The sequence below is a fragment of the Actinoplanes sp. NPDC051513 genome (assembly GCF_044454685.1).
Taxonomy (GTDB): Bacteria; Actinomycetota; Actinomycetes; order Mycobacteriales; family Micromonosporaceae; genus Actinoplanes.
Genome location: NZ_JBITDW010000006.1, coordinates 310,766 through 334,113, shown reverse-complemented (window position 1 = coordinate 334,113; position 23,348 = coordinate 310,766). Strand labels below are relative to the sequence as shown.

Genomic DNA, 23,348 nt, shown 5'->3' with positions numbered 1-23,348 from the left:
CCAAGGGGAGAGTCAAGCGCCGGCGACGACCGGGTGCAGATCGGCGGCCGGCGGCGCCCAGGCGGCCGCGTCCGCGGTGACCTGCTCGCCCGAGCGGATGTCCTTGACCTCGTCGGAGGACGGGCCGCCGGAATCCGGGGACCCGCCGGGGAACCACACGTACGGAATCCCGCGCCGGTCCGCGTACTGAATCTGCTTGCCGAATTTCGCGGCGGTCGGCGCAACCTCGGTGGGGATGCCGCGTCGCCGCAGCGACGCGGCGATCCGGTCGCAGGCCACCCGCTGGTCCTCGTGCGGCAGCGCCACCAGCACGCAGGTCGGCACCGAGCGGGAGACGCCGAGCGCCTGCTGCCCGAAAAGCAGGCCGAGCATGCGGGACACCCCGATCGAGATGCCGACGCCGGGGAACCGGTCCTTGCCCGAGGAGGCGAGGTTGTCGTAGCGGCCGCCCGAGCAGATCGACCCGAACCTCTCGTAGCCGCGCAGCTGGGTCTCGTACACGGTGCCGGTGTAGTAGTCGAGGCCACGGGCGATCTTGAGCTCGGCGACAACCAGGCCGGGCGCGTGCTCGCGGGCGGTCTCCACGACGCGGACGAGCTCCTCGAGCCCCTCGTCGAGCAGCGGATCGCCGACGCCCAGCTTGCGCACCGCGTCCACGAAGGAGGCATCCTCGGCCGAGATGGCGGCGAGGTCGAGGCACGCGGCGGCCTGCGCCGGGGTCGCCCCGGCCGTCTCGACCAGCAGGTCCGCAACGCGCGAAGGACCGATCTTGTCGAGCTTGTCCACCGTGCGCAGCACCTGGTCGGTGTCCGTCAGGCCCAGCCCGCGGTAGAACCCCTCGCACACCTTTCGGTTGTTGACCTGGATGCGCGCCGCCGGGATCGGCAGCCCGCTCAGCGCGTCGCCGATGACCAGCGGCATCTCGGTGTCGTAGTGGAACGGCAGGTTGTCCCGGTTGACCACGTCGATGTCGGCCTGCAGAAACTCCCGGTAGCGGCCCTCCTGCGGCCGCTCACCCCGCCACACCTTCTGGATCTGGTAGCGCCGGAACGGAAAGACCAACTTGCCCGCATTTTCCACGACATATCGGGCGAAGGGCACGGTCAAGTCGAAGTGCAAGCCAAGTTGGTCATCGCTCGGGGCGTCGTCGGTCGCCTGGAGGCGGTGCAGCAGATAGACCTCCTTCGAGGTCTCTCCCTTGCTCAACAGGGTGTCGAGCGGCTCGACCGATCGCGTCTCCAACGGCGCGAATCCGTAGAGCTCAAAAGTCGAACGGATCCGGTCGATCACGCTCTGCTCGATGATGCGCTGCGCGGGCAGCCATTCGGGGAAGCCGGAAATCGGCATTCTCAAAATCTCCTCGGAATATGGTCAGAGTCCCCGGCCGGGCGCGGCGATCAGTTCCCGCAGGTACGGGTTACTCGCGCGCTCGCGGCCGATGGTGGTGGCCGGTCCGTGGCCGGGCAGGACGACGGTTTCATCGGCCAGCGGCAGAATCTTGTCGCGCAGGCTCGTCATCATCGTCGGGGTGCTCCCGCCCGGCAGGTCGGTGCGTCCGATGGATCCCGCGAAGAGCACGTCGCCGGAAAGGCAGAGCGGCGAATCGTCTCCGGGCAGGCGGAACAGCACCGACCCGCCGGTATGGCCAGGGGCGTGATCGACCGTCACCTCGAGGCCGACCAGGTTGAGAACGGCCCCGTCGGTCAGCTCGGCGACGTCCGAAGGCGCCGTATATGTCAGGCGACCGCCGAACAAAGCCGACAGATCAGCGCTCAGCCCCTTGGCCGGATCGGCCAGCATCTCGCCGTCGGCCGGGTGCACGTAGGCCGGGATCCCCCTGGCCCCGCACACCGGCGCCACCGAGAACGTGTGATCGAGGTGCCCGTGCGTGAGCAGCACCGCGGCGGGCTGCAGCCGGTGCTCGGCAAGCACCTCGTCGAGCTGGTCGAGCACCCCGATGCCGGGATCGACGATCAGGCATTGCTCGCCCGGCCCGGCGGCCACCACATAGCAATTGGTGCCGAAGGCTTCAGCCGGAAACCCAGTGACGAGCAAGGGACCCACTCCACAGACAGATCGGGTACGAATCGTAACGAGCCTAGCCGGGCGGGGGCACACCACTTTCCCAGGAGGTACCCGTACACTCTTGCGGGCGTGTGACACGACACAAAAGGAAGGGCAGCGTTCGGTGGCATCCAGTAAGGACCGGCAGCGCAAGCTCGCCCGGGCGAAGCTCGATCGGCAGATGGCGCGGCGAGCCGTCAAAGAACGGCGAAGGCGTCGGATGTATGCCGGTGTCGGGGCGGGTGTCGCGGTCCTCCTGATCGTCGCCGGTATCGCCTGGATCGGCGGGGCGTTCGACTCCGACGACACGACCAACGCCGCCGACCAGGACATCTGCGCCTGGACGCCGCAGAGCGCCACGTCGAACACCAACCTCAAGGACGTCGGCACCCCGCCCACCAAGGACTTCCCGGTCGACGGCACCGAGACGATGACCGTCAAGACCGACCAGGGCGACCCGATCGAGGTCACGCTGGACGTGACCTCCTCGCCCTGCGGCGCCGCGAGCCTTCGCTACCTGGCGAGCAAGAACTTCTACGACAACACCACGTGCCACGAGATCACGACGTACGGCGCGATCCACTGCGGTGACCCGAGCGGCACCAACCTCGGCGGCCCGACGTACAGCGTGTACAGCGAGAACACCCCGACCGCGCCCGACCCGTCGGCGAGCACCGCCCCGGCCGGCAAGACCCCGCTCTACCCCAAGGGCACGGTGGCGCTGATCGGCAACCCGCCCGGCACCAACGGCAGCCAGTTCCTGATCTTCTTCAAGGACTACTCGCCGGCCACCCCCGAGTACTCGATCGTCGGCTCGGTCACCGGCGGCATGCCCACCGTTGACAAGATCGCCAAGATCCCCACCGTCGCGAACGACATCGGCGACAAGGTCAAGCCGACCAAGAAGATCACGATCACCAGCCTCACCGTCGGGCAGACGGCTGCCTCCGCGGCGCCCTCGGCGAGCGCACAGTCTTAAATCCCCCAGGCCGAACACCCAGCAGGAGGAACACCGTGTCGTCGATCAAGGACCGGCAGCGCGCGGCGGCGCGGGCCCGGCTCGAGAAGGAGATGGCCGAGCGCGCCGCGGCCGCTCGTAAGCGCCGCCAGCGGCAGGCCATCATCGGTTCGGCGATCGCGGTCGTGGTCATCGCCGGCGCCGCGGTGTGGATCGTGGCCGCGATGAAGGATGACAAGAAGGGCACCCCGGCTGCGAGCGGCGTGCCCGCGGGCCAGGTCGCGTGCACCTGGACGCCGGACACCGGTGGCGGCAAGGTCAAGGACGTCGGCACCCCGCCGGCCACCGCGGCCAACACCGGCACCGCCACCCTGACCATGGACACCAACCTCGGCAAGATCGTGGCGACCCTCGACAAGTCGAAGGTGCCGTGCACCGCCGAGAGCTTCGCGTTCCTGAGCAGCAAGAAGTTCTGGGACAACACGAAGTGCCACCGGCTCGTCAACGAGGCGAGCTTCAAGGTGCTGCAGTGCGGCGACCCGTTCGCCACCGGCAAGGGCTACCGCGAAACCGACGGCCAGGGCGGCCCGAGCTACACGATGGCCGAGGAAAACCTGCCGACCGACACCAACAACCCGTACCCCGCCGGCTCGATCGCCATGGCGAACACGGGCCAGGCCGGCAGCACCGGCAGCCAGTTCTTCATCTGCTCCGAGAACACGCAGCTCCCCGCGAGCTACACGCTGCTCGGCACGATCACCACGGGCCTCGACATCGTGAAAGACGTGGTCAAGGCCGGCGACGACGGCGCGTTCGCCCAGCAAGCGGGCGGCGGCCACCCGAAGAAAGAGCTCGACATCAAGGCTCTGACGATGTCGTAGGTGCACGTTGCACGAGGAAGGGCGGGGCCGAAAGCCCCGCCCTTCCTTTGTGTCGCTCAGGCTCCGTGTCGCTCAGGCTCCGTGTCGCTCAGGCTCCGGAAGTGACCCGGTAGGCGTCGAAAACGCCGTCGACCTTGCGAACCGCGGCCACCAGGTGGCCCAGATGCTTCGGGTCGGCCATTTCGAAGGTGAACCGGCTCACGGCCACCCGGTCACGGGTCGTGGTGACCGTTGCCGAGAGGATGTTCACGCGCTCCTCGGAAAGCACCCGCGTGACGTCGGCCAGGAGCTTGTGGCGGTCGAGCGCCTCGACCTGGATAGCGACCAGGAACGTCGACGCGCTGGTCGGCTTCCAGCTGACCTCGACGACGCGCTCGGACTGCTCGCGCAGGTCTTCCGCGTTGGCGCAGTCCTCGCGGTGCACGCTCACGCCGCCGGAACGGGTGACGAAGCCGAACACGGCGTCGCCGGGCACGGGCGTGCAGCAACGGGCCAGCTTGACCCACACGTCGCTGACGTCCTTGACCACGACGCCCGGATCTTGCGCGGTGCTGCGGTTGCGCGGCGGGCGGGTCGCGACGGCGGTCTCGGCGATGTCCTCGACCGCGCCCTCCTCGCCGCCGAAGCCGGCCACGAGCTTCTGCACGACCGACTGCGCGGAGACCGTGTTCTCGCCCACCGCCGCGTACAGCGAGGCCACATCGGCCAGGTGCAGGTCGCGTGCGATGGTCGTCAGGTTCTCGCTGGTCAGCATGCGCTGCAGGGGCAGGCCCTGCTTGCGCATCGCCTTGACGATCGACTCCTTGCCGATCTCGATCGCTTCCTCGCGGCGCTCCTTGTTGAAGAACTGCCGGATCTTCGTACGGGCGCGGGGGCTCTTGACGAAGCCCAGCCAGTCCTGCGTCGGTCCGGCCGTGGCCGACTTCGACGTGAAGATCTCGATGACGTCGCCGTTGGAGAGCGTCGACTCGAGCGGGACCAGCTTGCCGTTGACCCGCGCGCCGATGCACTTGTGCCCGACCTGGGTGTGCACCGCGTACGCGAAGTCGACCGGGGTCGAGCCGGTGGGCAGCGGGATCACGTCGCCCTTCGGCGTGAAGACGTAGACCTCCTGGCTGGAGAGGTCGAAGCGCAGCGCGTCGAGGAACTCCGACGGGTCGCTCGCCTCACGCTGCCAGTCGAGCAGCTGCCGCAGCCAGGTCATCTCGTCGATGTGCGCCGGCGGGCCGACGATCGTCGCGCCCTTCTGCTCCTTGTACTTCCAGTGCGCGGCGATGCCGAACTCGGCCGTACGGTGCATGGCGAACGTGCGGATCTGCATCTCGACCGGCTTGCCGGTCGGGCCGATGACCGTCGTGTGCAACGACTGGTACATGTTGAACTTCGGCATCGCGATGTAGTCCTTGAACCGGCCCGGCACCGGCTGCCAGTTCGCGTGGATGACGCCCAGCGCGGCGTAGCAGTCGCGGACCGTGTCGACCAGGATGCGCACGCCGACCAGGTCGTAGATGTCGTTGAAGTCGCGGCCCCGCACGATCATCTTCTGATAGATCGAGTACAGGTGCTTCGGCCGTCCGGTGGTCTCTGCCTTGATCTTGGCCGACTTCAGGTCGAGCGAGACCCGGTTGGTCACCTGGCGCAGCAGCGCCTCGCGCTGCGGCTGGTGCTCGCCGATCAGGCGGTTGATCTCTTCGAACCGCTTGGGGAACAGCGTGCCGAACGCGAGGTCCTCCAGCTCCCACTTGATCGTGTTCATACCGAGGCGGTGGGCCAGCGGGGCGAGGATCTCGAGCGTCTCCTTGGCCTTCTGCTCCTGCTTGGCGCGGGGCAGGAAGGTCAGCGTACGCATGTTGTGCAGCCGGTCGGCCAGCTTGATGACCAGCACGCGCGGGTCTTTCGCCATGGCGACGACCATCTTGCGGATCGTCTCGGCCTTGGCCGCGTCGCCCAGCTTGACCCGGTCGAGCTTGGTCACGCCGTCGACCAGCAGCGCCACCTCGCCGCCGAAGTCGGTCTTCATCTGGTCGAGCGAGTAGTCGGTGTCCTCGATCGTGTCGTGCAGCAGGGCCGCCACCAGCGTGGTCGTGTCCATGCCCAAGTTGGCCAGGATCGTCGCCACGGCGAGCGGGTGCGTGATGTACGGGTCGCCGGACTTGCGGTACTGACCCGAATGCCAGCGGGCGGCCACGTCGAAGGCGCGCTGGAGCTGGCGGCCGTCGGCCTTGGGGTGGCTGGCCCGGTGGGTGGCGATCAGCGGCTCGAGAACCTCGCTGACCTGGGTGCTCTGCCAGGGCGCGTTGAACCGGGCGAGCCGGGCGCGCACCCGCCGGCCGGTCGGCGCGCTGGCCAGGCCGAAGCCGCCGCTGGGCTCCTCGCCGGGCGGCATCGGCTGCGTCACGTCAGGGTCGGGAGTCGGCACCGCGGGAGTCGGCACCGCGGGACGAGGCTGGACCGCCTCGGGGCGGGGTGGGGTCGCATCGGCCGCGCGCGGCTCGTCGACGGGCGTCGCCGCCGTGGCGTCCGCGCCGGTCTGTGTGTCCTCGGTCGGCTGCACCGTGCCCTCCGCCGGAGGGGCGACGTCGCTGGACACCGGCCTCCTCACACCATCGCCTGGAACCTCACCGGTCGTCGTCGGCCGGAGAAGTCCGCTCATGCCATTGGTCACCTGGTCTGGAACGCCATCCTACCCGCACCGTCTTCCCCGATGGCCCGGCCGAACCTCCGAAAGAACGACTCCCAATCCGACAAACCGGTCAAACCGTTAGCAGCGCGTGGACCTCTCGGGGCGCCAGCCGCTCCCGGCCCTTCAGGAAGGCCAGCTCCATCAGCACGGTGAAGCCCGCGATCGTGCCGCCGGCCCGCTCGACCAGGTCGAGGGCCGCTCCGGCCGTGCCGCCGGTGGCGAGCACGTCGTCGACCACCAGGACACGCTGCCCGGCGATGAAAGCGTCTTCGTGCACCTCGAGGGTCGCTTCGCCGTATTCGAGCGCGTACGAGGCGCTGAGGGCCTTTCGCGGCAGCTTGCCGGCCTTGCGCACCGGGACCACGCCGCTGCCGGTCGCGTAGGCGACCGCGGCGGCCACCACGAACCCGCGCGCCTCCACGCCGGCGACCACGTCGAAGCCACCCGGGTAGTGCGCGACGATCCCGTCGATGACCTTGTGAAAGGCCGGGCCGTCGGCGAACAGCGGCATCAGGTCCTTGAAGCCGATGCCCGGCTTGGGAAAGTCGGGCACGTCGACGGTGCCGCCCGCGACCACGGCCGCCAGCTCGGGCCCGCTGTCACCTCGCGGAGTCTGATCAGTCACGGCCCAAAGACTAACGGCCCGCCTCCCCTCGGGGAGCCGGGCCGTCCGCATCGAGCCTTACCTACGCTTGCTGCCGCCGCTCGGGCGGTTGCCGGCGCCGCCGGGGCGCCCGCTGCGGTTGGTGTTGCGCTTGGCCGTCGGCCGGGATCCCGGCCGCGGCGCGGACGAGGAGGCCATGGCCGGCGCCTCGTCCGACTCGGTCGCGTTCGGCTCACGCTGCCGCTCGGCGCGCGGGGCGACGTCGCCCGAGCGGACCGCGGCGCGGCGGGCCAGCACCCGGGCGGTGTGCGCCTTGATCTTCGGCTCGCGGTCCTTGAGCGCGGTGAGCACCGGCGCCGCGAACATGATCGAGGAGATGACGCCGAAGCCCATGCCGACGAAGAGCACGAGACCGAGGTCCTTGAGCGTGCCCGCGCCGAGCAGGCCGGCGCCGATGAACAGCAGGCCGCCGACCGGCAGCAGCGCCACGAGACCGGTGTTGATCGAGCGCATCAGGGTCTGGTTGACCGCGAGGTTCGTCGCCTCGGAGTACGTCCGGCTGCTGCCCGCCGTGATGCCGCGGGTGTTCTCCTGGACCTTGTCGAAGACGACCACCACGTCGTACAGCGAGTAACCGAGAATCGTCAGGAAGCCGATCACCGTGGACGGCGTGACCTCGAAGCCGACCAGCGAGTACACGCCGGCCGTGAGGATCAGGTCGAGCAGTAGCGAGGAGACGGCGGCCGCCGCCATCCGCCACTCGAACCGGACGACCAGATAGGCCATCACCAGGACCAGGAAGATGAGCAGACCGATGACCGCCTGCCGGGTCACCTGCCCGCCCCAGGCCGCCGAGACCTGGTCGTCGCTGACGTCCTCGGCCTTGACCCCGAGGTCCGCGACCAGCGTCTCCTTGGCCTGCTCGGCCTGCGCCGCGGTGAGCGCCGAGGCGCGGACGGTGAAGCTCTCGCCCTGGCCGGCGCGGCCGACCTTCTGGGCGGCGCCGACCTCGGCGCCCGGGTCGACCTTCTGGATCGCCTGCTCGACCGCGTCGGAGACCCGGGCCTGGGTGAGCGACTCACCGCTGATGGTCGTGGCCGGCACGCTGAACGACGTGCCACCGGCGAACTCGATGCCCAGACTGAACCCGCGGAACACGAAGCTGCCGATCGAGATCAGCACGAGCACCGCCGCCACCGTGAACCAGAGCTTGCGCCGGCCCACGATGTTGATGTTCGCCTCGCCCTGGTACAGGCGGGTGGCGAGACCGGTACGGGCCATCTCAGGCCTCCTTGACGTCGGTCGGAACGCGACGCAGGACGCGGCCGAGACCGCTCACCCGCGGCGACATGAACGCCTTGGTGTTCGCGAACATCGTCATGATCGGGTGCCGGAAGAGGAACACCACGAGCAGGTCGAGCACGGTGGACAGACCCAGCGCGAACGCGAAGCCCTGCACCGCGCCGATCGAGACGATGTAGAGAACCACGGCGGCCATGATCGTGATCGTGTTCGCCGAGATGATCGTGCGCCGGGCGCGGGCCCAGGCCCGCGGCACCGCGCTGCGCGGTGTTCGACCCTCGTGGATCTCGTCCTTGAGTCTCTCGAAGTAGATGACGAACGAGTCTGCCGCCACACCTAGTGACACGATGAAGCCGGCTATACCGGCCAGGGTCAGCGTGAAGCCCACCGTACGGCCGAGGAAGACCAGCGCGCCGAAGGTCAGCAGACCCGACAGCATCAGGCTCAGGAAGATGACCGAGCCGAGCAGGCGGTAGTAGAAGAACGCGTACACGGCCACCAGCAGCATGCCGATCGCGGCGGCGAGCAGACCCGCCTTGAGCTGCTGGACGCCCAGGGTCGCGGAGACCGTCTGCGCCGGGCCGGAGGTGAAGGTCACCGGCAGCGCGCCGAAGTTGAGCTGGTCGGCCAGCTGCTTCGCCGAGACCGCGGTGAACTGGCCGGTGATCTGCGAGGTGCCGGTGAGAACGCCCTGGATCTGCGGCGCGGAGATGACCGTCTTGTCGAGCACGACCGCGACGGCGCAGTGCTCGATGCTGCCGTACATCGCCGTGGCGGCGGTGTAGCAGGGGTCGCTCGAGGTCGCGTTGTACGCCTGGCGGGTCAGGTTGGCCCACTTCGTCGAGCCCTCGCTCTTGAAGTCGAGCGAGACGACCCACTGGCCGTTCTGCTGGTCGAGCTGCGGGCTGGCCTTCGAGATGTCGTCACCGACCACCGGCGCCTTGTCCAGCAGGACCTTGCCGCCCTGGTAACAGACCGTGGCCTGCTTGTTGACGTCGTCGATCGCGCCGTTGGGCCGGGCGTCGAGCTGCGCGCAGCTGATCGTCGGCACGTTGTACTGCATCTGCGGGGTCAGCGCGTTGACCTCGGCGCCGGAGAGCTTCGCGAAGCTCGCGTACGCCAGGCCGGCCTTGGTGTCGGTGGAGAGGTCGACCGGCGCGGTCAGCTTCTCGGCGGCGGCCCAGGCGGTGGCGCCCACCTTCTTCTGCACGTCGGCGACGGAGACTTCCTCCTGGCCGGGAACGGCGGCGGTGCTCGTCGCGGCCGGGGTCGCGCTCGGCGTGGCGCTGGGGGTCGTGCTGGGGCTCGGCGCCTTCACGACCTCGCCACCGCCCTGCCCGCCGGTCGACGGGCTCGCGTTGGCGGCCGGGGCGCTCGCGTTGCCGGCGGGGGCGCTCGCGGAGGTGCTGGGCTTGGCTGATCCGCTCGCCGACGGCGCGGCGGAGGGCGACGGCGGGTTCAGCGCCGTCGACGCCACGTCACCGGTCGCCCCGATCACCAGGCGGAAGCGCATCTGCGCGGCCTGCGACAGGTCCTTGAGCTGGTCGTCGGCCTTGCCGGCGAGCGAGACGACGATGTTGCGGTCGCCCTGGACGACCACCTCGGCCTCGGACACACCGAGCGCGTTCACGCGGTTCTCGATGATGTTCTTGGCCTGCTCCATGCTTTCCTTCGACGGCACCTGGCCGCCCTGCACGGACGCGATGTAGGTGGCCTGCGTGCCGCCGACCAGGTCCAGCCCCAGCTTGGGGTGGAGCCGGTCGGTGAAGCTGCCCTTCGCTCCGCCGGCGAAGAAAACCAGCAGATACAGGACGACGAAGACCAGGCCGAGCACGCCGAGTTGGCGTCCGGGATGCATCTGTCCCTGTGGTGGTCGTGCCACGGCGTTCGGTCTCCCTGCGTTACGGCCGCCCCCCTGGCGGCGCCCATACTTTTGTCATTGGCCGGTGTCCGGCCGGACGAACCGGCCCGTCGGCTCAGTGCGCCGCGGGCCGGTCCGGAAAAGTCTTCAGTCCTTTTTCTGGGTGTCGTCGACGACCGTGGCCTCGACGTCCTCGACCGCCGGCTCCTCAGCCGGAGCGGCCTCTTCCGAATCCTGGCGCGGCAGGATGCGGGAGATGGCCTGGCGGGCGAACTTCACCTGAACACCCGGAGCGACCTCAAGAGTAGCCGCGTCGTCGTCGATCGTGACGATCGTGCCGTGCAGACCGCCGATGGTGACGATCTGGTCGCCGGGGCCGAGCTGCTTCTGCATCTGCTGCGCCTCGCGACGCCGCTTCTGCTGCGGCCGGATCATCAGGAAATAGACGACGCCGAAGAGCAGAAGCAGGAACAGGATCGTGGTGAAGCTGTTTCCTGCCCCCGAGGCAGCCGCTGACAGTGGCACGAGAAAGCCTTCCGTAGGCCCGGGCGCGACCGGTCGCGCGCGTCAGGGCGATATACACATCTGGGTTGAACCGCGGCGAGTCTAATCGGTCAACCTGGGAAGTCCGAATGCGGCACACATCACGTTCACATTACGAGCGGATTTCATACGTCTCGGGCGAACAAGTCGGCCTGAACCGCACCGGACGGGGGCGTCTTGCCCAGATGCAGCCACCCCGACTCGGTCGCCACCCGGCCCCGCGGCGTCCGCGCCAGCAACCCCGCACGCACGAGGAACGGCTCGCACACCTCCTCGACCGTGTCGGACTGCTCCCCCACCGCGACGGCGAGCGTGGACAGACCCACCGGGCCGCCCCGGAATGTCTCGATCAGCGCCCGCAGCACCGCACGGTCGAGCCGGTCGAGGCCGAGCGCGTCCACGTCGTACACCCGAAGGGCCTCCCTGGCAGTTTCCTGGGTGACCACTCCGTCCGCCCGCACCTCGGCGTAGTCGCGCACGCGGCGCAGCAGGCGGTTCGCGATGCGCGGCGTGCCGCGCGAGCGCCCGGCGATCTCGGTCGCGCCCTCCGGCGTGATCGGCACGCCGAGGATCCGTGCCGACCGGTGCAGCAGAGCGTCCAGATCGGCCGGTGAGTAGAAGTCGAGGTGCGCCACGAAGCCGAACCGGTCACGCATCGGCCCGGAGAGCAACCCCGCGCGTGTCGTGGCGCCCACCAGGGTGAACGGCTCGACGTCCAGCGGGATCGCGGTGGCGCCCGGCCCCTTGCCCACGATCACGTCGACCCGGAAGTCTTCCATGGCGCTGTAGAGCAGTTCCTCGGCCGGCTTCGCAATGCGGTGAATCTCGTCGATGAACAGCACGTCGCCCGGCGCGAGGCTGGTCAGGATCGCCGCGAGGTCGCCGGACCGCTCGATCACCGGCCCGCTCGTGGTGCGGATCCCGGTGCCGAGCTCGGCCGCCACGATGTTCGCCAACGTCGTCTTACCCAGGCCCGGCGGGCCCGAGAGCAGGATGTGGTCGGGCGGCGTGCCCCGCCCCATCGCGCCCTTGAGCAGCAGCTCGAGCTGGTCGCGCACCCGGTGCTGGGCGATGAAGTCGGCCAGGCGGCGGGGCCGGACGCTCGCCTCGGCGTCGAGGTCGTCGTCGCCCGCGTCCGCGGAGACCAGCTCGCGCTCCGTCATGATTCGCTCCGTCGTGCGGCGCTGAGAGGGCGACGTCCGGCCTCCGCTTCGCTCCGGCCGAACGCCGCCGCGCCAACTCCGTCGCTCATCGAGCGCGGCCCAGCAGGCGGATCGCCTGGCGCAGCAGCACGGGAACGGGCGGCGCCGCACCGTCGATGCCCTCGGCGAGCTTCGACACCGCCTGGTCGGCCTGGGCGACCGTCCAGCCGAGCGCCAGCACGCCCTGGCGCACCTGTTCCTGCCAGCCGCCGCTGAGCACGCCGGCCGAGGCGCCGTCGCCGCCGATCGGCAGCGGGCCGATCCGGTCGCGCAGCTCGACGACCATCTTCTCGGCGCCCTTCTTGCCGATGCCCGGCACCTGGGTCAGCGTCGCCAGGTCGGCGCCGGCGATCGCGCGGCGCACCACGTCGGGCGCGTGCACGGCGAGCACCGCCTGGGCCAGGCGGGGGCCCACGCCGCTCGCGGTCTGCAGGAGCTCGAACAGCTGCTTCTCGTCGTCGTCGGCGAACCCGTACAGGGTCAGGGAGTCTTCCCGGACCACCATGCTGGTCGCCAGGCGCGCCTCGACGCCGGCCTTGAGGCCGGCGAGCGTGCCCGGCGCGCACTGCACCTGCAGGCCGACGCCGCCGACCTCGATGACGGCGCTGTCCGGGTTGATCGCGGCAACCACGCCACGCACGCTCGCGATCATCGCCGGGCTCCTTTTCTGTTGAAACGCGCCGCGGCAAGCGCCGCGGCCTCCATACGTGCCCGGGTGGCACCACGCCAGATGTGGCAGATGGCGAGGGCGAGCGCGTCGGCCGCGTCGGCCGGCTTGGGCGGCGCGTCGAGCCCGAGCAGCCGGGTGACCATGCTCGTCACCTGCTGCTTGCCGGCGGTGCCGGAGCCGGTCACGGCCGCCTTCACCTCGCTCGGCGTGTACGTCTGCACCGGCAGCCCCGCCCGCGCGCCGGCCAGGATCGCGACCCCGCTGGCCTGCGCCGTGCCCATCACTGTTCGCACGTTGTGCTGGGAAAACACCCGCTCCACGGCCACGCTCTGGGGCTTGTGCTCGGCGACCAGCTTTTCCAGCTCGGTGTCGAGCCGCAGCAGGCGCAGGGAGATGTCGTCGTCGGGGTCGGTGTAGACCACGTAGTAGCCGATCAGCTTGCACTGCCGCCCGGGAACGCCCTCGACCACGCCGACGCCGCAGCGGGTGAGGCCCGGGTCGACGCCGAGCACGCGCACCACGGACCTCCCCTGTCTCACGTACGTGTGTTCGACACCCTAATACGGCCTGGTCTTGCGCCCGGCACCGACACGCCTCGACGATGGGTGTCGGGAGGCTCGACTTTTAGGGGGTTGGGCATGTACCTCGTTCCGCCGATGGATGACGAACCGCCACCCGAGTACGTCGCCTTCGTAGCCGGTCACCTCACGGCGCTACGCCGCGAGACCGACCGGCTGGTGGGCGGCGACTTCGAGGCGGGCCACCTGTATATGGACGTGCTGGCCGACGTGGCCGGCCATTGGCGCAGGCTGTGCTGGTGGGCGTGGCTGGCGCACAAGGACGCGCAGATGGAGTACCTGACGCGCCGCCTGGCCGCGCGCACGAAGCAGTGGCGCGACGAGCAGATCTACGAGGTCGACATCCGCGTGCTGCGCACGCAGCCCTACATGCCCATGCGCGGCCCGGGCGCGACGCTGGCGTTACGCAAGGCCGACGTCCTGCCCGACACGGTACGGCTGGGAATGCTCCCCGCGGCCGACGCGGGCATAGCGTGGGTCCACGCCTACCGCAAACAACAGTGGCATCGGCTGGGCCGTCTGGTGGCCACCGGCATTCTCCTGGTGGGCGGAATGATCCAGTACATGTCCTGGCTCTCCACGACCACGTCATGAGAAAGCCGGCCCGGGAGATCTCCGGACCGGCTTTCTGATCGACGGCGGCCATTACCGATTCGCGCGGTACTCCGCTTCCAGTTCGGACAGCAGCAGACTGCGCTCCCACGCATACGAGGACTTGCCGGGCTCCAGCCGAAGGATTCGGACGTGCCCGTCGTCCTCATCGCGATCAAGCGTCTGATCAACGATCCAATACTCCGGGATGCCGCGCTTGGCATACCAGTCCGTCTTGTCGGCGTACTCGCCGTTGACCGAGTTCTCCGAGACGACCTCGACGACCAGGCGGTAGGCCGAGCCGGGCAAATTCGAATATCCCTGCTTACCGGGAGGAAGCGCGCCGGCGATGACGCCGAGATCGGGAAGCCGGCAGTCGCGGGGGCGGTCGCCCAGCACGCCCGGGTCCTGGAAGACGTCGAGGCCCGCGGTGTGAAGCATGAGGAAGAGGCGTCGCACGACGAACTTATGCCAGAAGGACGACGGTGCCATGATGACGAGGTTTCCCTCGTGCAGTTCGTAGCGGTAACCCTCGGGCAGGGTGAGGAGATCTTCGACATCGAGGCTCTCAATGGGGGGCAGATTCAAGCTCGGCATCACCAGCACCTCCTCACCCTACTGGTCACATGGCCAGATGTCACACGCCAACTGTCACGCGTCAATGGCCGCCATGACTTCGTCGCTCACGTCGAAGTTGGCGAAGATGTTCTGCACGTCGTCGCAGTCCTCGAGGGCGTCGATCAGCTTGAACACCTTGCGGGCCGCGTCCTCGTCGACCGGCACCGTCATGGTCGGGACCAGCGACGACTCGGCCGAGTCGTACTCGATGCCCGCGTCGACCAGCGCCGTGCGCACCGGAATCAGATCAGTGGGCTCGGACACGATCTCGAACGAGTCCCCGAGGTCGTTGATCTCCTCGGCCCCCGCGTCGAGGACCGCGAGCATCAGGTCGTCCTCGCTGGGCCCGTCCTTCGGGACGATCACGACGCCCTTGCGGTTGAACAGGTACGACACGCTGCCGGCGTCCGCGAACGTGCCGCCGTTGCGGGTGAGCGCGGTGCGCACCTCGGTCGCGGCCCGGTTGCGGTTGTCGGTGAGGCACTCGATCAGGATCGCCACACCGTTGGGCCCGTAGCCCTCGTACATGATCGTCTGCCAGTCGGCGCCGCCGGCCTCGAGGCCCGAGCCGCGCTTGACCGCGTTGTTGATGTTGTCGTTGGGGACCGAGCTCTTCTTCGCCTTCTGGATGGCGTCGTAGAGGGTCGGGTTACCGGCCGGATCCCCACCGCCCGTGCGGGCAGCGACCTCGACGTTCTTGATGAGCTTGGCGAACATCTTGCCGCGCTTGGCGTCGATGACGGCCTTCTTGTGCTTGGTCGTCGCCCACTTGGAGTGGCCGGACATGCAAACCTCCGTGGTGTCAGGCGGCCTGGCGGACCATCTCGACGAAGTACCGGTGGACACGGAGGTCGCCGGTCAGCTCCGGGTGGAAAGCCGTGGCGAGCAGGTTCCCCTGCCGAACGGCGACAATCCTACCGGCGGCCGGTCCGTCCTTGACGCGGCCCAACACCCGCACCTCGGCGCCCACCTCTTCGACCCATGGCGCGCGGATGAAGACGGCGTGAAAATCCCCGCCCGAAATGTCGTCGATGGTCACGTCGGCCTCGAACGAGTCGACCTGCCGCCCGAACGCGTTGCGACGCACGGTCATCTCGATCCCCTGGAACGACTCCTGATCGGGCCGCCCGTCGAGCACCTCGGTAGCCAGCATGATCATGCCCGCGCACGACCCGTAGACCGGCATCCCGTCCGCGATCCGCTTCCGAATCGGGTCAAGCAGCCCAAAACTAACCGCAAGGTTGCTGATGGCGGTCGACTCCCCGCCAGGAATCACGAGCGCCGAGACGTCGGCAAGCTCCTCGGGCCGCCGCACCGGCCGCGCCAGCACGTCACTCTCCGCAAGCGCGGCCAGGTGTTCCCGAACATCACCCTGCAGGGCAAGGACTCCAATATTCACCATCCGAGCTTAGGTCGACGTCTCCCTTTCCTTCGCTGACCCGGCCTCAAGATCAGAATCCAGGTCAAATTCAGGATGTCGTGCCTGAGCGGTGGGTACGGACCGTCGCTCACGCCGAGGCCGGGCCTGGGGCCCAGCTGCGCCGGCCCGAGGCCCTTCATTCTGCGTAAGTGGTCACCCCAACCCCAAACCCCCAACCTTCAAAACCCCCAAGACGCCCGAAGGCCGGCCCCGATCGGGGCCGGCCTTCGCGAAGCGGGTGATGTCAGCTGCCGATGAGCTGGGGGATCTTCTCGAACAGCTGCTGGGTGTAGGTGACCATCTCGTGCAGCATCCAGTTGCCCGAGAACAGCAGGGCCGCGCCGACCGCGGCGGCCTTGGGGACGAACGAGAGGGTCGCCTCCTGGATCTGGGTGACCGACTGGAAGAGGGAGATCGCGAAGCCCACCGCGAGGGCGGTGAGCAACACCGGCGCGGACATCTTCGCCGCAATGGTCATCGCCTGGAGGCCCAGCTCAACAATCATCGTGTCGGTCATGCCAGTCAGTTCGGCCCGCCGGTCGGCCCGCGGAGTGCGGAACGGGCGCAGCCGGGTTGCCGTTCGGTTCGGGCCACGGAAAGCCTCAAGAAGACGAAAGTAGGAGAGTGCAGGCCACCGGGGGGTCGATTGGCCATCGGTGGCCCCCGGGTAGCTGGATACGATTCCGGTACCGATACCCCTGCTTGAGGAGCCGATACACCATGTCCGAGAACCAGCCCGCAGTCGGGACCGCCCGCGTCAAGCGCGGGATGGCGGAGATGCTCAAGGGCGGCGTGATCATGGATGTCGTCACGCCGGAGCAGGCGAAGATCGCCGAGGACGCCGGCGCCGTGGCGGTGATGGCGCTCGAGCGGGTGCCGGCCGACATCCGCGCCCAGGGCGGCGTGTCCCGCATGTCCGACCCCGACATGATCGACGGCATCATCAACACCGTCTCGATCCCGGTGATGGCCAAGGCCCGCATCGGCCACTTCGTCGAGGCCCAGGTGCTTCAGGCGCTCGGCGTCGACTACGTCGACGAGTCCGAGGTGCTGACCCCGGCCGACTACGCCAACCACATCGACAAGTGGCAGTTCACGGTGCCGTTCGTCTGCGGCGCGACCAACCTGGGCGAGGCGCTGCGCCGCATCACCGAGGGCGCCGCCATGATCCGCTCGAAGGGCGAGGCCGGCACCGGCGACGTCTCCAACGCCACCACCCACATGCGCAAGATCCGGCAGGAGATCCGACGCTTGCAGACCCTGCCGGAAGACGAGCTGTTCGTCGCCGCCAAGGAGCTCCAGGCGCCGTACGAGCTGGTCAAGGAGGTCGCCGAGGCCGGCAAGCTCCCGGTGGTGCTGTTCACCGCCGGCGGCATCGCCACCCCGGCCGACGCCGCGATGATGATGCAGCTGGGCGCCGAGGGCGTCTTCGTCGGCTCCGGCATCTTCAAGTCCGGCAACCCGGCTCAGCGCGCCGCCGCGATCGTCAAGGCCACCACGTTCCACGACGACCCCGACGTGCTCGCCAAGGTCTCCCGGGGCCTGGGCGAGGCCATGGTCGGCATCAACGTCGACGACATCCCGGTTCCGCACCGCCTCGCCGAGCGCGGCTGGTAAGCGACACCGACGAAAGGCCCCGGTCAGCGCCGGGGCCTTTCATGCCCCCGACACTGGTCAGGCCGGCAGGTGGTCAGGCCAGGCAGGTGGTCAGGCCGGCAGGTGGTCAGGCCGGCAGGTGGTCAGGCCGGCAGGTGGTCAGACCGCCTCGAGGGGCGCCGTCGGGGTGGGCGCGGGCAGCGGAACCTCCACCACGGGCTCGAGCAGGGCCGGGTCCTCGATGTCGAAGTACTGCGGCAGCGGGTACCTCCGCGCCATCCCCAGCGCCCGCACCAGCAGCCGATCGCGGGACGTCAGCGCGTCCCGTACCTGATCGGTGTGCACCTGTCGCGCAAGCCCCACCCGCCGCGACGTGGCGATCAGCTGTCGCGCCGCAGGGTCGTTCCCGCCCAGCGGCGTGGCGCGCAACTGGCGGGTCAGGTCGTTCTCGGCCGACTCACGCTCGTCGGGATCGGCGTCGAGGGCCAGCCGCGCGGCCGCGTACAGCTCGACGTTGTCCTGCTGCTCGGCCACGACCGCAGCGGCCGCGGCCCGGCGGAGCAGGTGGGCGTCGAGGGCGCGCTCGGCCGACTGCGCGCGCACGTGCACCCGCTCGACCCGGTGGGCCGTCCAGCCCAGGTAGGCGGAGAGCAGCGTGACCAGCGCGACAACCCCCAGCACCCACCACATGCGGGGCATCGTAGTGCCCTTTTGCTTCGGAAAGTCACGCCCCCGGCCGTGGCTCTGCCCACTCGTCGTCGATGACCCGGCCGTCGGTGGCCTCGATCGCGGTGGCGTAGACCTCGAGCACGCGCAGCGCCACGGCCGGCCAGTCGAAGACGGCGACGGCCGTGCGGGCGGCCGCGGACTGCGCCTCGCGCCGCGAAGGATCGTCGAGCAGGGCCCCGAGCAGCACCGCGAGCGCGGCCGCGTCCCCGGTCGGGAACAGCGCCCCGGCCTTCCCGCCGTCGAGCACCCGCCGGAAAGCATCGAGATCCGAGGCCGCGATGGCCGTACCGGCCGCCATCGCCTCGGTCAGGATCATGCCGAAGCTCTCGCCGCCCGTGTTCGGCGCCACATACACATCGACACTGCGCAGCATGCGAGCTTTGTCCGCTTCAGACACTAAGCCGAGAAATATCACGCGATCGTGGAGGAAGCCGGGAATTTCGGAGTAGAGATCGTCAGCATCTCCGGGGCCGGCCACGAGCAGTCGCAAACCGGGCCGCTCGCCGGCAAGAGCCACAAAGGCCGACCGGAGAATCTCGAACCCCTTACGAGACTCCGTGAACCGCCCCAGAAACCCCAGGGAGCCACCGTCGCCGGGCCACCCGTCCAGCGGCACGGCATTGGCGAACTTCGCGACCGCCACCCCGTTCGGGATCTCCACCGCTCCCCCGCCGAGGTGCTCCACCTGCACCTTCCGTGCCAGCTCGCTGACCGCGATCCGCGCCGTGATCTTCTCGATGACCAGCTGCAACAGCCCCTGAGCCATCGACATCGCCCGCGACCGGGTCATGGCGGTGTGAAAGGTCGCCACCACCGGCCCGCGAGCGGACAGCACCGCCAGCATCGACAAGCTCAGCACCATCGGCTCGTGCACGTGCAGCACGTCGAAGTTCCCGCGGTTGAGCCACCGCCGTACCCGCGCCGTGGACACCGGCCCGAACGCGATCCGGGCGACCGACCCGTTGTACGGAAACGGGACCGCCCGCCCGGCCGGCACCACGTAGGGCGGCAGGTCGGCGTCCTCGTCCGCCGGCGCCAGCACGCTGACCTCGTGCCCGAGCCCGATCAGCGCCTCGGAGAGGTCCATGATGTGGTTCTGCACGCCGCCGGGCACGTCGAACGAGTACGGCGAGACGATCCCGATCCGCACGATGCTCCCCCTACAGCCACAGCTTCTGGAGCATGTGCCAGTCCTGCGGGTGTTCGGCGATCCCGGCCGCGTACGCGTCGGCCAGCATCTGCGTGGTCGCCTTCACCCGCTGGTCGAGCGGGCCCTCGGTAGGCGGCGTGATCGGGCGCAACACCGCGTACGTCTGATCGGGTGTGAATGAAAGATCGACGGCGTAGAGCGGCGCGCCGGTCCGGATCGCCAGGATCGCCGGACCGGCCGGCATCCGGGTACGCCCGCCGAAGAACTCGACCTCCACCCCGTTGCGGGACAGGTCGCGGTCGCCGAGCAGGCAGACGATGAAACCCTGCTTGAGCCGATCCGCGAGCACGTCGATCGGGGCCTGCTCGCCACCGGTCAGCGGGATGACCTCCATGCCGATCTTCTCGCGGTACGCCACGAACTGCCGGTACACGCCCTCGGGCTTGAGCCGCTCGGCGACGGTCACCATGCGCCAGCCGTTGGAGACCACCCAGCCGGCGGCGGCATCCCAGTTGGCGAGGTGCGGCAACACCAGCAGGATGCCCCCGCCGTCGGTGGCCCCGGTCTTGATCCAGTCGTAGTGCTCCGCGGAGATGCCGAATCCCGCGAGCAGCTGCTGTTTGTTCTGCGACGGCAGCCGGAAGGCCTCGAGCCAGTAGCGGGCGTAGGAGCGCAACCCGTCCCGGACCAGCTCGTCCGGCATGCCTTCGCCGACGACCTGGGCGAGATTCTGGCGCAGGCGCTGGGTCCCGGGTCCGTTCTTCCGGTACGCCCGGTCGGCCGCCGCCATGAACAGCGACCGCGCCACGGGCAGCGGCAACGTCCGAATGAGCCGCCACCCGGCAGCGAAACCGATCTCGGTGAGCCGGTCTTTCACGCGGGCTCCGAAGGCGACGCGGGCGAGGCAGGGGCGGCGGGCGAGGCCTTTGTGCCAGGCGAGGCGGGCGCAGGGGCCGGCTCGGTGCGGGCCGCGTGGATCAGCCGCTGGAACACGGTGATCGTCGACAGCAGCGCGAGCACCCACAGCGCCGCCGGCAGACCCCACTCGAGCCCGGCCGATCCGAGCAGCCCGCCGACGCCGAGGATCAGCAGGCGCTCGAGGCGCTCGGCGATGCCCACGTCGGCGTTCAGCCCGAGACTCTGGGCGCGCGCCTTCACATACGACACGACCTGGCCCGCGGCCAGGCTGATCAGCGCGGCGACCGTTCCGCCGTACGGATTGCCCTCGGTCGCCATGTAGAAGACGACCGCCCCGAAGACGGCGCCGTCGGCGATGCGGTCCATGGACGAGTCGAGCAGGGCCCCGAACTTGCCGGAGCCGCCGCGCATCCGGGCCATCGTCCCGTCGAGCGCGTCGGTGAGTGCACACGCGGTGACGACCAACGTGCCCACCAGGAGCTGGCCGATCGCGCCGAAATAGGCGCCGATGAGCACGCCGACGGTGCCGGCGATGGTCACGGCGTTCGGGGTGACCCCGATCCGCAGCAGAAAACGCGCGGTCGGATTGACGCCGTGCGACACGACAGCACGGGCGGTTACGTTGACGATCTTTGCCATGGCGGTCCCCACCTTATCGGCGGGAAGCGCGGCACAGTACGACCCAGGCCACCCAGTGGCCGTATCGTCATCTCCTGCGACGTTTGACCACTACAAAGGGTTGCGACAGGCACAGCGGCGGGTGTGGGATTCAGGAACAGCGTCGTAACAGTCACGAAACGGCTAGGGAGCGGACGCCATGGCGCAGAAGACCTCGGAGAAGGGGCTCAACGGCGCGACGGCGCCGGTGGTGACCGAGCCCGGCAGAGTACGCAACGTGGTGTTGGTGGGCCATTCCGGCTCGGGCAAGACCACACTGGTCGAAGCCCTGCTCGCCGCCACCGGGACGATTCCTCGGGCGGGCACGGTGGCCGACGGCACCACGGTGTCCGACCATGACCCGGCCGCGGTGCGTCAGCAGCGGTCGGTTTCGCTTTCCTGCGCCCCGCTGATCCACCAGGACGTGAAGATCAACCTGCTCGACACCCCCGGCTACGCCGACTTCGTGGGCGAGTTGCGCGCCGGCCTGCGGGCCGCGGACGCCGCCGTCTTCGTGGTGTCGGCCGAGGGTGGCGTCGACGACGCCACCGCCGCGCTGTGGGAGGAGTGCGCCGCGGTCGGCATGCCGCGCGCCGTCGTGATCACCCGGCTCGACCACCCGCGCGCCGACTACGACGCCGCCCTCGAGGCCTGCCAGGAGGCCTTCGGCGAAAACGTGATGCCGATCTACCAGCCCATGCTCGGCGACGACGGCGTCTCGATCGCCGGCCTCATGGGCCTGGTCACCCTGCGGGTTCTCGACTACTCCGAGGGCTATCCGCCCAAGGTCGGCGAGGCCGAGCGCGAACATCTCGAGCCGATCGCCGACGACCGCAACACCCTGATCGAGGGGATCATCGCCGAGAGCGAGGACGAGACCCTCATGGACCGCTACCTCGGCGGCGAGGAGGTCACGGCCGACACGCTGGTGACCGACCTCGAGAAGGCGGTCGCGAAGGGCAACTTCTACCCGGTCATCCCGGTCTGCTCGGCGACCGGCGTCGGCCTGGACGCGCTGCTCGACGGCCTGGTCACCGGCGCGCCCTCGCCGCTGGAACACGACCTTCCGGTGGTCACCGGGGTCGACGGCTCCCCGCGCCCGCCGCTGACCTGCGACCCCGGCGGACCGCTGGTGGCCGAGGTGGTCAAGACCACGATCGACCGGCATGTGGGCCGCGTCTCGCTCGTCCGCGTCTTCTCCGGCACCCTGCGCCCCGAGCAGGTCCTGCACGTCTCCGGGCACGGCCTGTCCGAGCGCGGCCACCCCGACCACGACGCCGACGAGCGGGTGGCGCACGTCTACTCCCCGCTCGGCGCGACGCTGCGCGAGGTGCCGTATTGCGTGGCCGGCGACCTCTGCGCGATCACCAAGTCGGGCAGCGCCGAGACCGGCGACACGCTGTCGGGCAAGGACGACCCGATGCTGATGGCGCCGTGGAGCATGCCCGAGCCGCTGCTGCCGATCGCCGTGGTCGCCAAGACCCGCTCCGACGAGGACGCCCTGGCGAAGAACCTGGCCCGCCTGGTGGCCGGCGACCCGACGATGCGCCTGGAGCGCAACATCGAGACCCACCAGCTGGTGCTCTGGACGATGGGCGAGTCGCACGCCGACGTCGTGCTCGACCGGCTGCGCTCGGGCGGCGTCGAGCTGGACACCGAGCCGGTCAAGGTGCCGCTGCGCGAGACGTTCGGCTGCGGGGCCAAGGGCCACGGCCGGCACGTCAAGCAGTCCGGCGGCCACGGCCAGTACGCGGTCTGCGACATCAGCGTCGAGCCCCTCCCCCGCGGCTCGGGCTTCGAGTTCGAGAACAAGGTGGTGGGCGGCGCGGTCCCGCACAACTACATCCCCTCGGTCGAGAAGGGCGTGCGCACCCAGCTCGAGCGCGGCCTGGTCGCCGGTTACCCGGTGGTCGACCTGCGGGTGACCCTCTTCGACGGCAAGGCGCACAGCGTCGACTCGTCGGACGCCGCGTTCCAGACCGCCGGCGCGCTCGCCCTGCGCGAGGCGGCCGCCGCCGGCCAGCTCACCCTGCTCGAGCCGATCGACGAGATCGCCGTGCGGGTGCCGGAGATGTACGTCGGCGCCGTCATGAGCGACCTCTCCGGCCGCCGGGGCCGCCCGCTGGGCTCGGAGTCGGAGGCCGACGGCGTGCACAGCGTCGTGCGGGCCGAGGTGCCGGCGACCGAGCTGATCCGGTACGCGGTCGAGCTGCGCGCCATCTCCTCCGGCGCGGGCACGTTCTCCCGCACCTACATCCGCCACGAGCCGATGCCGGCGCACCTGTCCGAGGCCGTCAAGAAGGAGCACACGAAGTAGGTCGGG

At 69.5% G+C, this 23,348-nt stretch carries 23 protein-coding genes; 5 read left to right on the top strand and 18 right to left on the bottom strand.

Annotated features, from left to right (window positions below; translation table 11 throughout):
* Positions 1-12 precede the first annotated feature (12 nt).
* The gene (hisS, locus tag ACIA5D_RS22045) at positions 13-1,347 is read right to left on the bottom strand and encodes a histidine--tRNA ligase (protein WP_396032011.1); all 1,335 of its coding nucleotides are present in this window, start codon (positions 1,345-1,347) and stop codon (positions 13-15) included.
* Positions 1,348-1,371: 24 nt separating this feature from the next.
* Entirely contained in the window at positions 1,372-2,055 is a 684-nt protein-coding gene (locus tag ACIA5D_RS22040; RefSeq protein ID WP_396032010.1) for an MBL fold metallo-hydrolase, read from the bottom strand.
* 133 nt (positions 2,056-2,188) lie between these two features.
* Between ACIA5D_RS22040 and ACIA5D_RS22035 the strand changes: the two genes are divergently transcribed.
* Entirely contained in the window at positions 2,189-3,043 is an 855-nt protein-coding gene (locus tag ACIA5D_RS22035) for a peptidylprolyl isomerase (RefSeq protein ID WP_396032009.1), read from the top strand.
* Positions 3,044-3,078: 35 nt separating this feature from the next.
* Positions 3,079-3,903 carry a peptidylprolyl isomerase gene (locus ACIA5D_RS22030; RefSeq protein ID WP_396032008.1) on the top strand — a complete coding sequence of 275 codons (825 nt, stop codon included), beginning with the start codon at positions 3,079-3,081 and terminating at the stop codon, positions 3,901-3,903.
* Between the two features lie 88 nt (positions 3,904-3,991).
* Here ACIA5D_RS22030 and ACIA5D_RS22025 read toward each other — a convergent pair whose 3' ends face one another.
* From ACIA5D_RS22025 to ruvC, 8 genes are all read right to left on the bottom strand, one after another.
* Positions 3,992-6,493 (bottom strand): RelA/SpoT family protein, encoded by a 2,502-nt coding sequence (locus ACIA5D_RS22025; protein ID WP_396032007.1) that lies wholly within the window; start codon positions 6,491-6,493, stop codon positions 3,992-3,994.
* Between the two features lie 163 nt (positions 6,494-6,656).
* A complete protein-coding gene (locus ACIA5D_RS22020) occupies positions 6,657-7,211 on the bottom strand; it encodes an adenine phosphoribosyltransferase (RefSeq protein WP_396032006.1) in 555 nt (184 codons plus the stop codon).
* A gap of 57 nt (positions 7,212-7,268) precedes the next feature.
* Positions 7,269-8,471 carry a protein translocase subunit SecF gene (gene secF / locus ACIA5D_RS22015; protein WP_396032005.1) on the bottom strand — a complete coding sequence of 401 codons (1,203 nt, stop codon included), beginning with the start codon at positions 8,469-8,471 and terminating at the stop codon, positions 7,269-7,271.
* Position 8,472: 1 nt separating this feature from the next.
* On the bottom strand, positions 8,473-10,350 hold the full coding sequence (gene secD, locus ACIA5D_RS22010; protein ID WP_396032004.1) for a protein translocase subunit SecD: 1,878 nt from the start codon (positions 10,348-10,350) through the stop codon (positions 8,473-8,475).
* Between the two features lie 150 nt (positions 10,351-10,500).
* On the bottom strand, positions 10,501-10,878 hold the full coding sequence (yajC, locus tag ACIA5D_RS22005; RefSeq protein WP_396032003.1) for a preprotein translocase subunit YajC: 378 nt from the start codon (positions 10,876-10,878) through the stop codon (positions 10,501-10,503).
* Between the two features lie 143 nt (positions 10,879-11,021).
* Positions 11,022-12,059, bottom strand: coding sequence for a Holliday junction branch migration DNA helicase RuvB (gene ruvB / locus ACIA5D_RS22000; RefSeq protein WP_396032002.1), 1,038 nt, complete (start codon positions 12,057-12,059; stop codon positions 11,022-11,024).
* Positions 12,060-12,144: 85 nt separating this feature from the next.
* Positions 12,145-12,750: a Holliday junction branch migration protein RuvA gene (ruvA, locus tag ACIA5D_RS21995; protein WP_396032001.1), complete on the bottom strand. Its 606-nt coding sequence runs from the start codon at positions 12,748-12,750 to the stop codon at positions 12,145-12,147.
* Entirely contained in the window at positions 12,747-13,286 is a 540-nt protein-coding gene (gene ruvC, locus ACIA5D_RS21990; protein WP_396032195.1) for a crossover junction endodeoxyribonuclease RuvC, read from the bottom strand. The genes ruvA and ruvC overlap by 4 nt, the downstream gene beginning before the upstream one ends.
* 138 nt (positions 13,287-13,424) lie before the next feature.
* Between ruvC and ACIA5D_RS21985 the strand changes: the two genes are divergently transcribed.
* Positions 13,425-13,940 carry a hypothetical protein gene (locus tag ACIA5D_RS21985; protein ID WP_396032000.1) on the top strand — a complete coding sequence of 172 codons (516 nt, stop codon included), beginning with the start codon at positions 13,425-13,427 and terminating at the stop codon, positions 13,938-13,940.
* A 51-nt stretch (positions 13,941-13,991) separates the two neighbouring features.
* Here the strand turns inward: ACIA5D_RS21985 and ACIA5D_RS21980 are convergent, their stop codons facing one another.
* From ACIA5D_RS21980 to fliQ, 4 genes are all read right to left on the bottom strand, one after another.
* Entirely contained in the window at positions 13,992-14,534 is a 543-nt protein-coding gene (locus tag ACIA5D_RS21980; protein WP_396032194.1) for a Uma2 family endonuclease, read from the bottom strand.
* A gap of 54 nt (positions 14,535-14,588) precedes the next feature.
* The gene (locus ACIA5D_RS21975) at positions 14,589-15,341 is read right to left on the bottom strand and encodes a YebC/PmpR family DNA-binding transcriptional regulator (RefSeq protein ID WP_396031999.1); all 753 of its coding nucleotides are present in this window, start codon (positions 15,339-15,341) and stop codon (positions 14,589-14,591) included.
* Positions 15,342-15,357: 16 nt separating this feature from the next.
* Positions 15,358-15,957, bottom strand: coding sequence for a pyridoxal 5'-phosphate synthase glutaminase subunit PdxT (gene pdxT / locus ACIA5D_RS21970; protein ID WP_396031998.1), 600 nt, complete (start codon positions 15,955-15,957; stop codon positions 15,358-15,360).
* A 262-nt stretch (positions 15,958-16,219) separates the two neighbouring features.
* Positions 16,220-16,492: a flagellar biosynthesis protein FliQ gene (fliQ, locus tag ACIA5D_RS21965; protein ID WP_396031997.1), complete on the bottom strand. Its 273-nt coding sequence runs from the start codon at positions 16,490-16,492 to the stop codon at positions 16,220-16,222.
* Positions 16,493-16,695: 203 nt separating this feature from the next.
* On the opposite strand from fliQ, the gene pdxS reads away from it, so the two are divergent.
* On the top strand, positions 16,696-17,592 hold the full coding sequence (pdxS, locus tag ACIA5D_RS21960; protein WP_396031996.1) for a pyridoxal 5'-phosphate synthase lyase subunit PdxS: 897 nt from the start codon (positions 16,696-16,698) through the stop codon (positions 17,590-17,592).
* Between the two features lie 138 nt (positions 17,593-17,730).
* Here the strand turns inward: pdxS and ACIA5D_RS21955 are convergent, their stop codons facing one another.
* Genes ACIA5D_RS21955 through pgsA form a run of 4 tightly spaced genes read right to left on the bottom strand, consistent with a single transcriptional unit; the run spans position 17,731 to position 21,007 of the window.
* A complete protein-coding gene (locus ACIA5D_RS21955; RefSeq protein ID WP_396031995.1) occupies positions 17,731-18,270 on the bottom strand; it encodes a hypothetical protein in 540 nt (179 codons plus the stop codon).
* A 25-nt stretch (positions 18,271-18,295) separates the two neighbouring features.
* On the bottom strand, positions 18,296-19,450 hold the full coding sequence (locus ACIA5D_RS21950) for a glycosyltransferase family 4 protein (RefSeq protein WP_396031994.1): 1,155 nt from the start codon (positions 19,448-19,450) through the stop codon (positions 18,296-18,298).
* Positions 19,451-19,460: 10 nt separating this feature from the next.
* Positions 19,461-20,327 carry a phosphatidylinositol mannoside acyltransferase gene (locus ACIA5D_RS21945; RefSeq protein WP_396031993.1) on the bottom strand — a complete coding sequence of 289 codons (867 nt, stop codon included), beginning with the start codon at positions 20,325-20,327 and terminating at the stop codon, positions 19,461-19,463.
* On the bottom strand, positions 20,324-21,007 hold the full coding sequence (gene pgsA / locus ACIA5D_RS21940; RefSeq protein ID WP_396031992.1) for a phosphatidylinositol phosphate synthase: 684 nt from the start codon (positions 21,005-21,007) through the stop codon (positions 20,324-20,326). Before pgsA ends, ACIA5D_RS21945 begins: the two co-directional genes overlap by 4 nt.
* A gap of 178 nt (positions 21,008-21,185) precedes the next feature.
* On the opposite strand from pgsA, the gene ACIA5D_RS21935 reads away from it, so the two are divergent.
* The gene (locus ACIA5D_RS21935) at positions 21,186-23,342 is read left to right on the top strand and encodes an elongation factor G-like protein EF-G2 (RefSeq protein WP_396031991.1); all 2,157 of its coding nucleotides are present in this window, start codon (positions 21,186-21,188) and stop codon (positions 23,340-23,342) included.
* Positions 23,343-23,348: the final 6 nt, after the last annotated feature.

Bases quoted from the DNA above. Each gene is read 5' to 3' on its own strand.
- pdxS (WP_396031996.1), top strand. From the start codon at position 16,696: ATGTCCGAGAACCAGCCCGCAGTCGGGACCGCCCGCGTCAAGCGCGGG.
- ruvA (WP_396032001.1), bottom strand. From the start codon at position 12,750: ATGATCGCGAGCGTGCGTGGCGTGGTTGCCGCGATCAACCCGGACAGC.
- ACIA5D_RS21980 (WP_396032194.1), bottom strand. From the start codon at position 14,534: ATGCCGAGCTTGAATCTGCCCCCCATTGAGAGCCTCGATGTCGAAGAT.
- ACIA5D_RS21935 (WP_396031991.1), top strand. From the start codon at position 21,186: ATGGCGCAGAAGACCTCGGAGAAGGGGCTCAACGGCGCGACGGCGCCG.
- ruvB (WP_396032002.1), bottom strand. From the start codon at position 12,059: ATGACGGAGCGCGAGCTGGTCTCCGCGGACGCGGGCGACGACGACCTC.
- hisS (WP_396032011.1), bottom strand. From the start codon at position 1,347: ATGCCGATTTCCGGCTTCCCCGAATGGCTGCCCGCGCAGCGCATCATC.
- ACIA5D_RS21985 (WP_396032000.1), top strand. From the start codon at position 13,425: ATGGATGACGAACCGCCACCCGAGTACGTCGCCTTCGTAGCCGGTCAC.
- ACIA5D_RS21975 (WP_396031999.1), bottom strand. From the start codon at position 15,341: ATGTCCGGCCACTCCAAGTGGGCGACGACCAAGCACAAGAAGGCCGTC.
- ACIA5D_RS21955 (WP_396031995.1), bottom strand. From the start codon at position 18,270: ATGCCCCGCATGTGGTGGGTGCTGGGGGTTGTCGCGCTGGTCACGCTG.
- secF (WP_396032005.1), bottom strand. From the start codon at position 8,471: ATGGCCCGTACCGGTCTCGCCACCCGCCTGTACCAGGGCGAGGCGAAC.
- fliQ (WP_396031997.1), bottom strand. From the start codon at position 16,492: ATGACCGACACGATGATTGTTGAGCTGGGCCTCCAGGCGATGACCATT.
- secD (WP_396032004.1), bottom strand. From the start codon at position 10,350: ATGCATCCCGGACGCCAACTCGGCGTGCTCGGCCTGGTCTTCGTCGTC.
- pgsA (WP_396031992.1), bottom strand. From the start codon at position 21,007: ATGGCAAAGATCGTCAACGTAACCGCCCGTGCTGTCGTGTCGCACGGC.
- pdxT (WP_396031998.1), bottom strand. From the start codon at position 15,957: ATGGTGAATATTGGAGTCCTTGCCCTGCAGGGTGATGTTCGGGAACAC.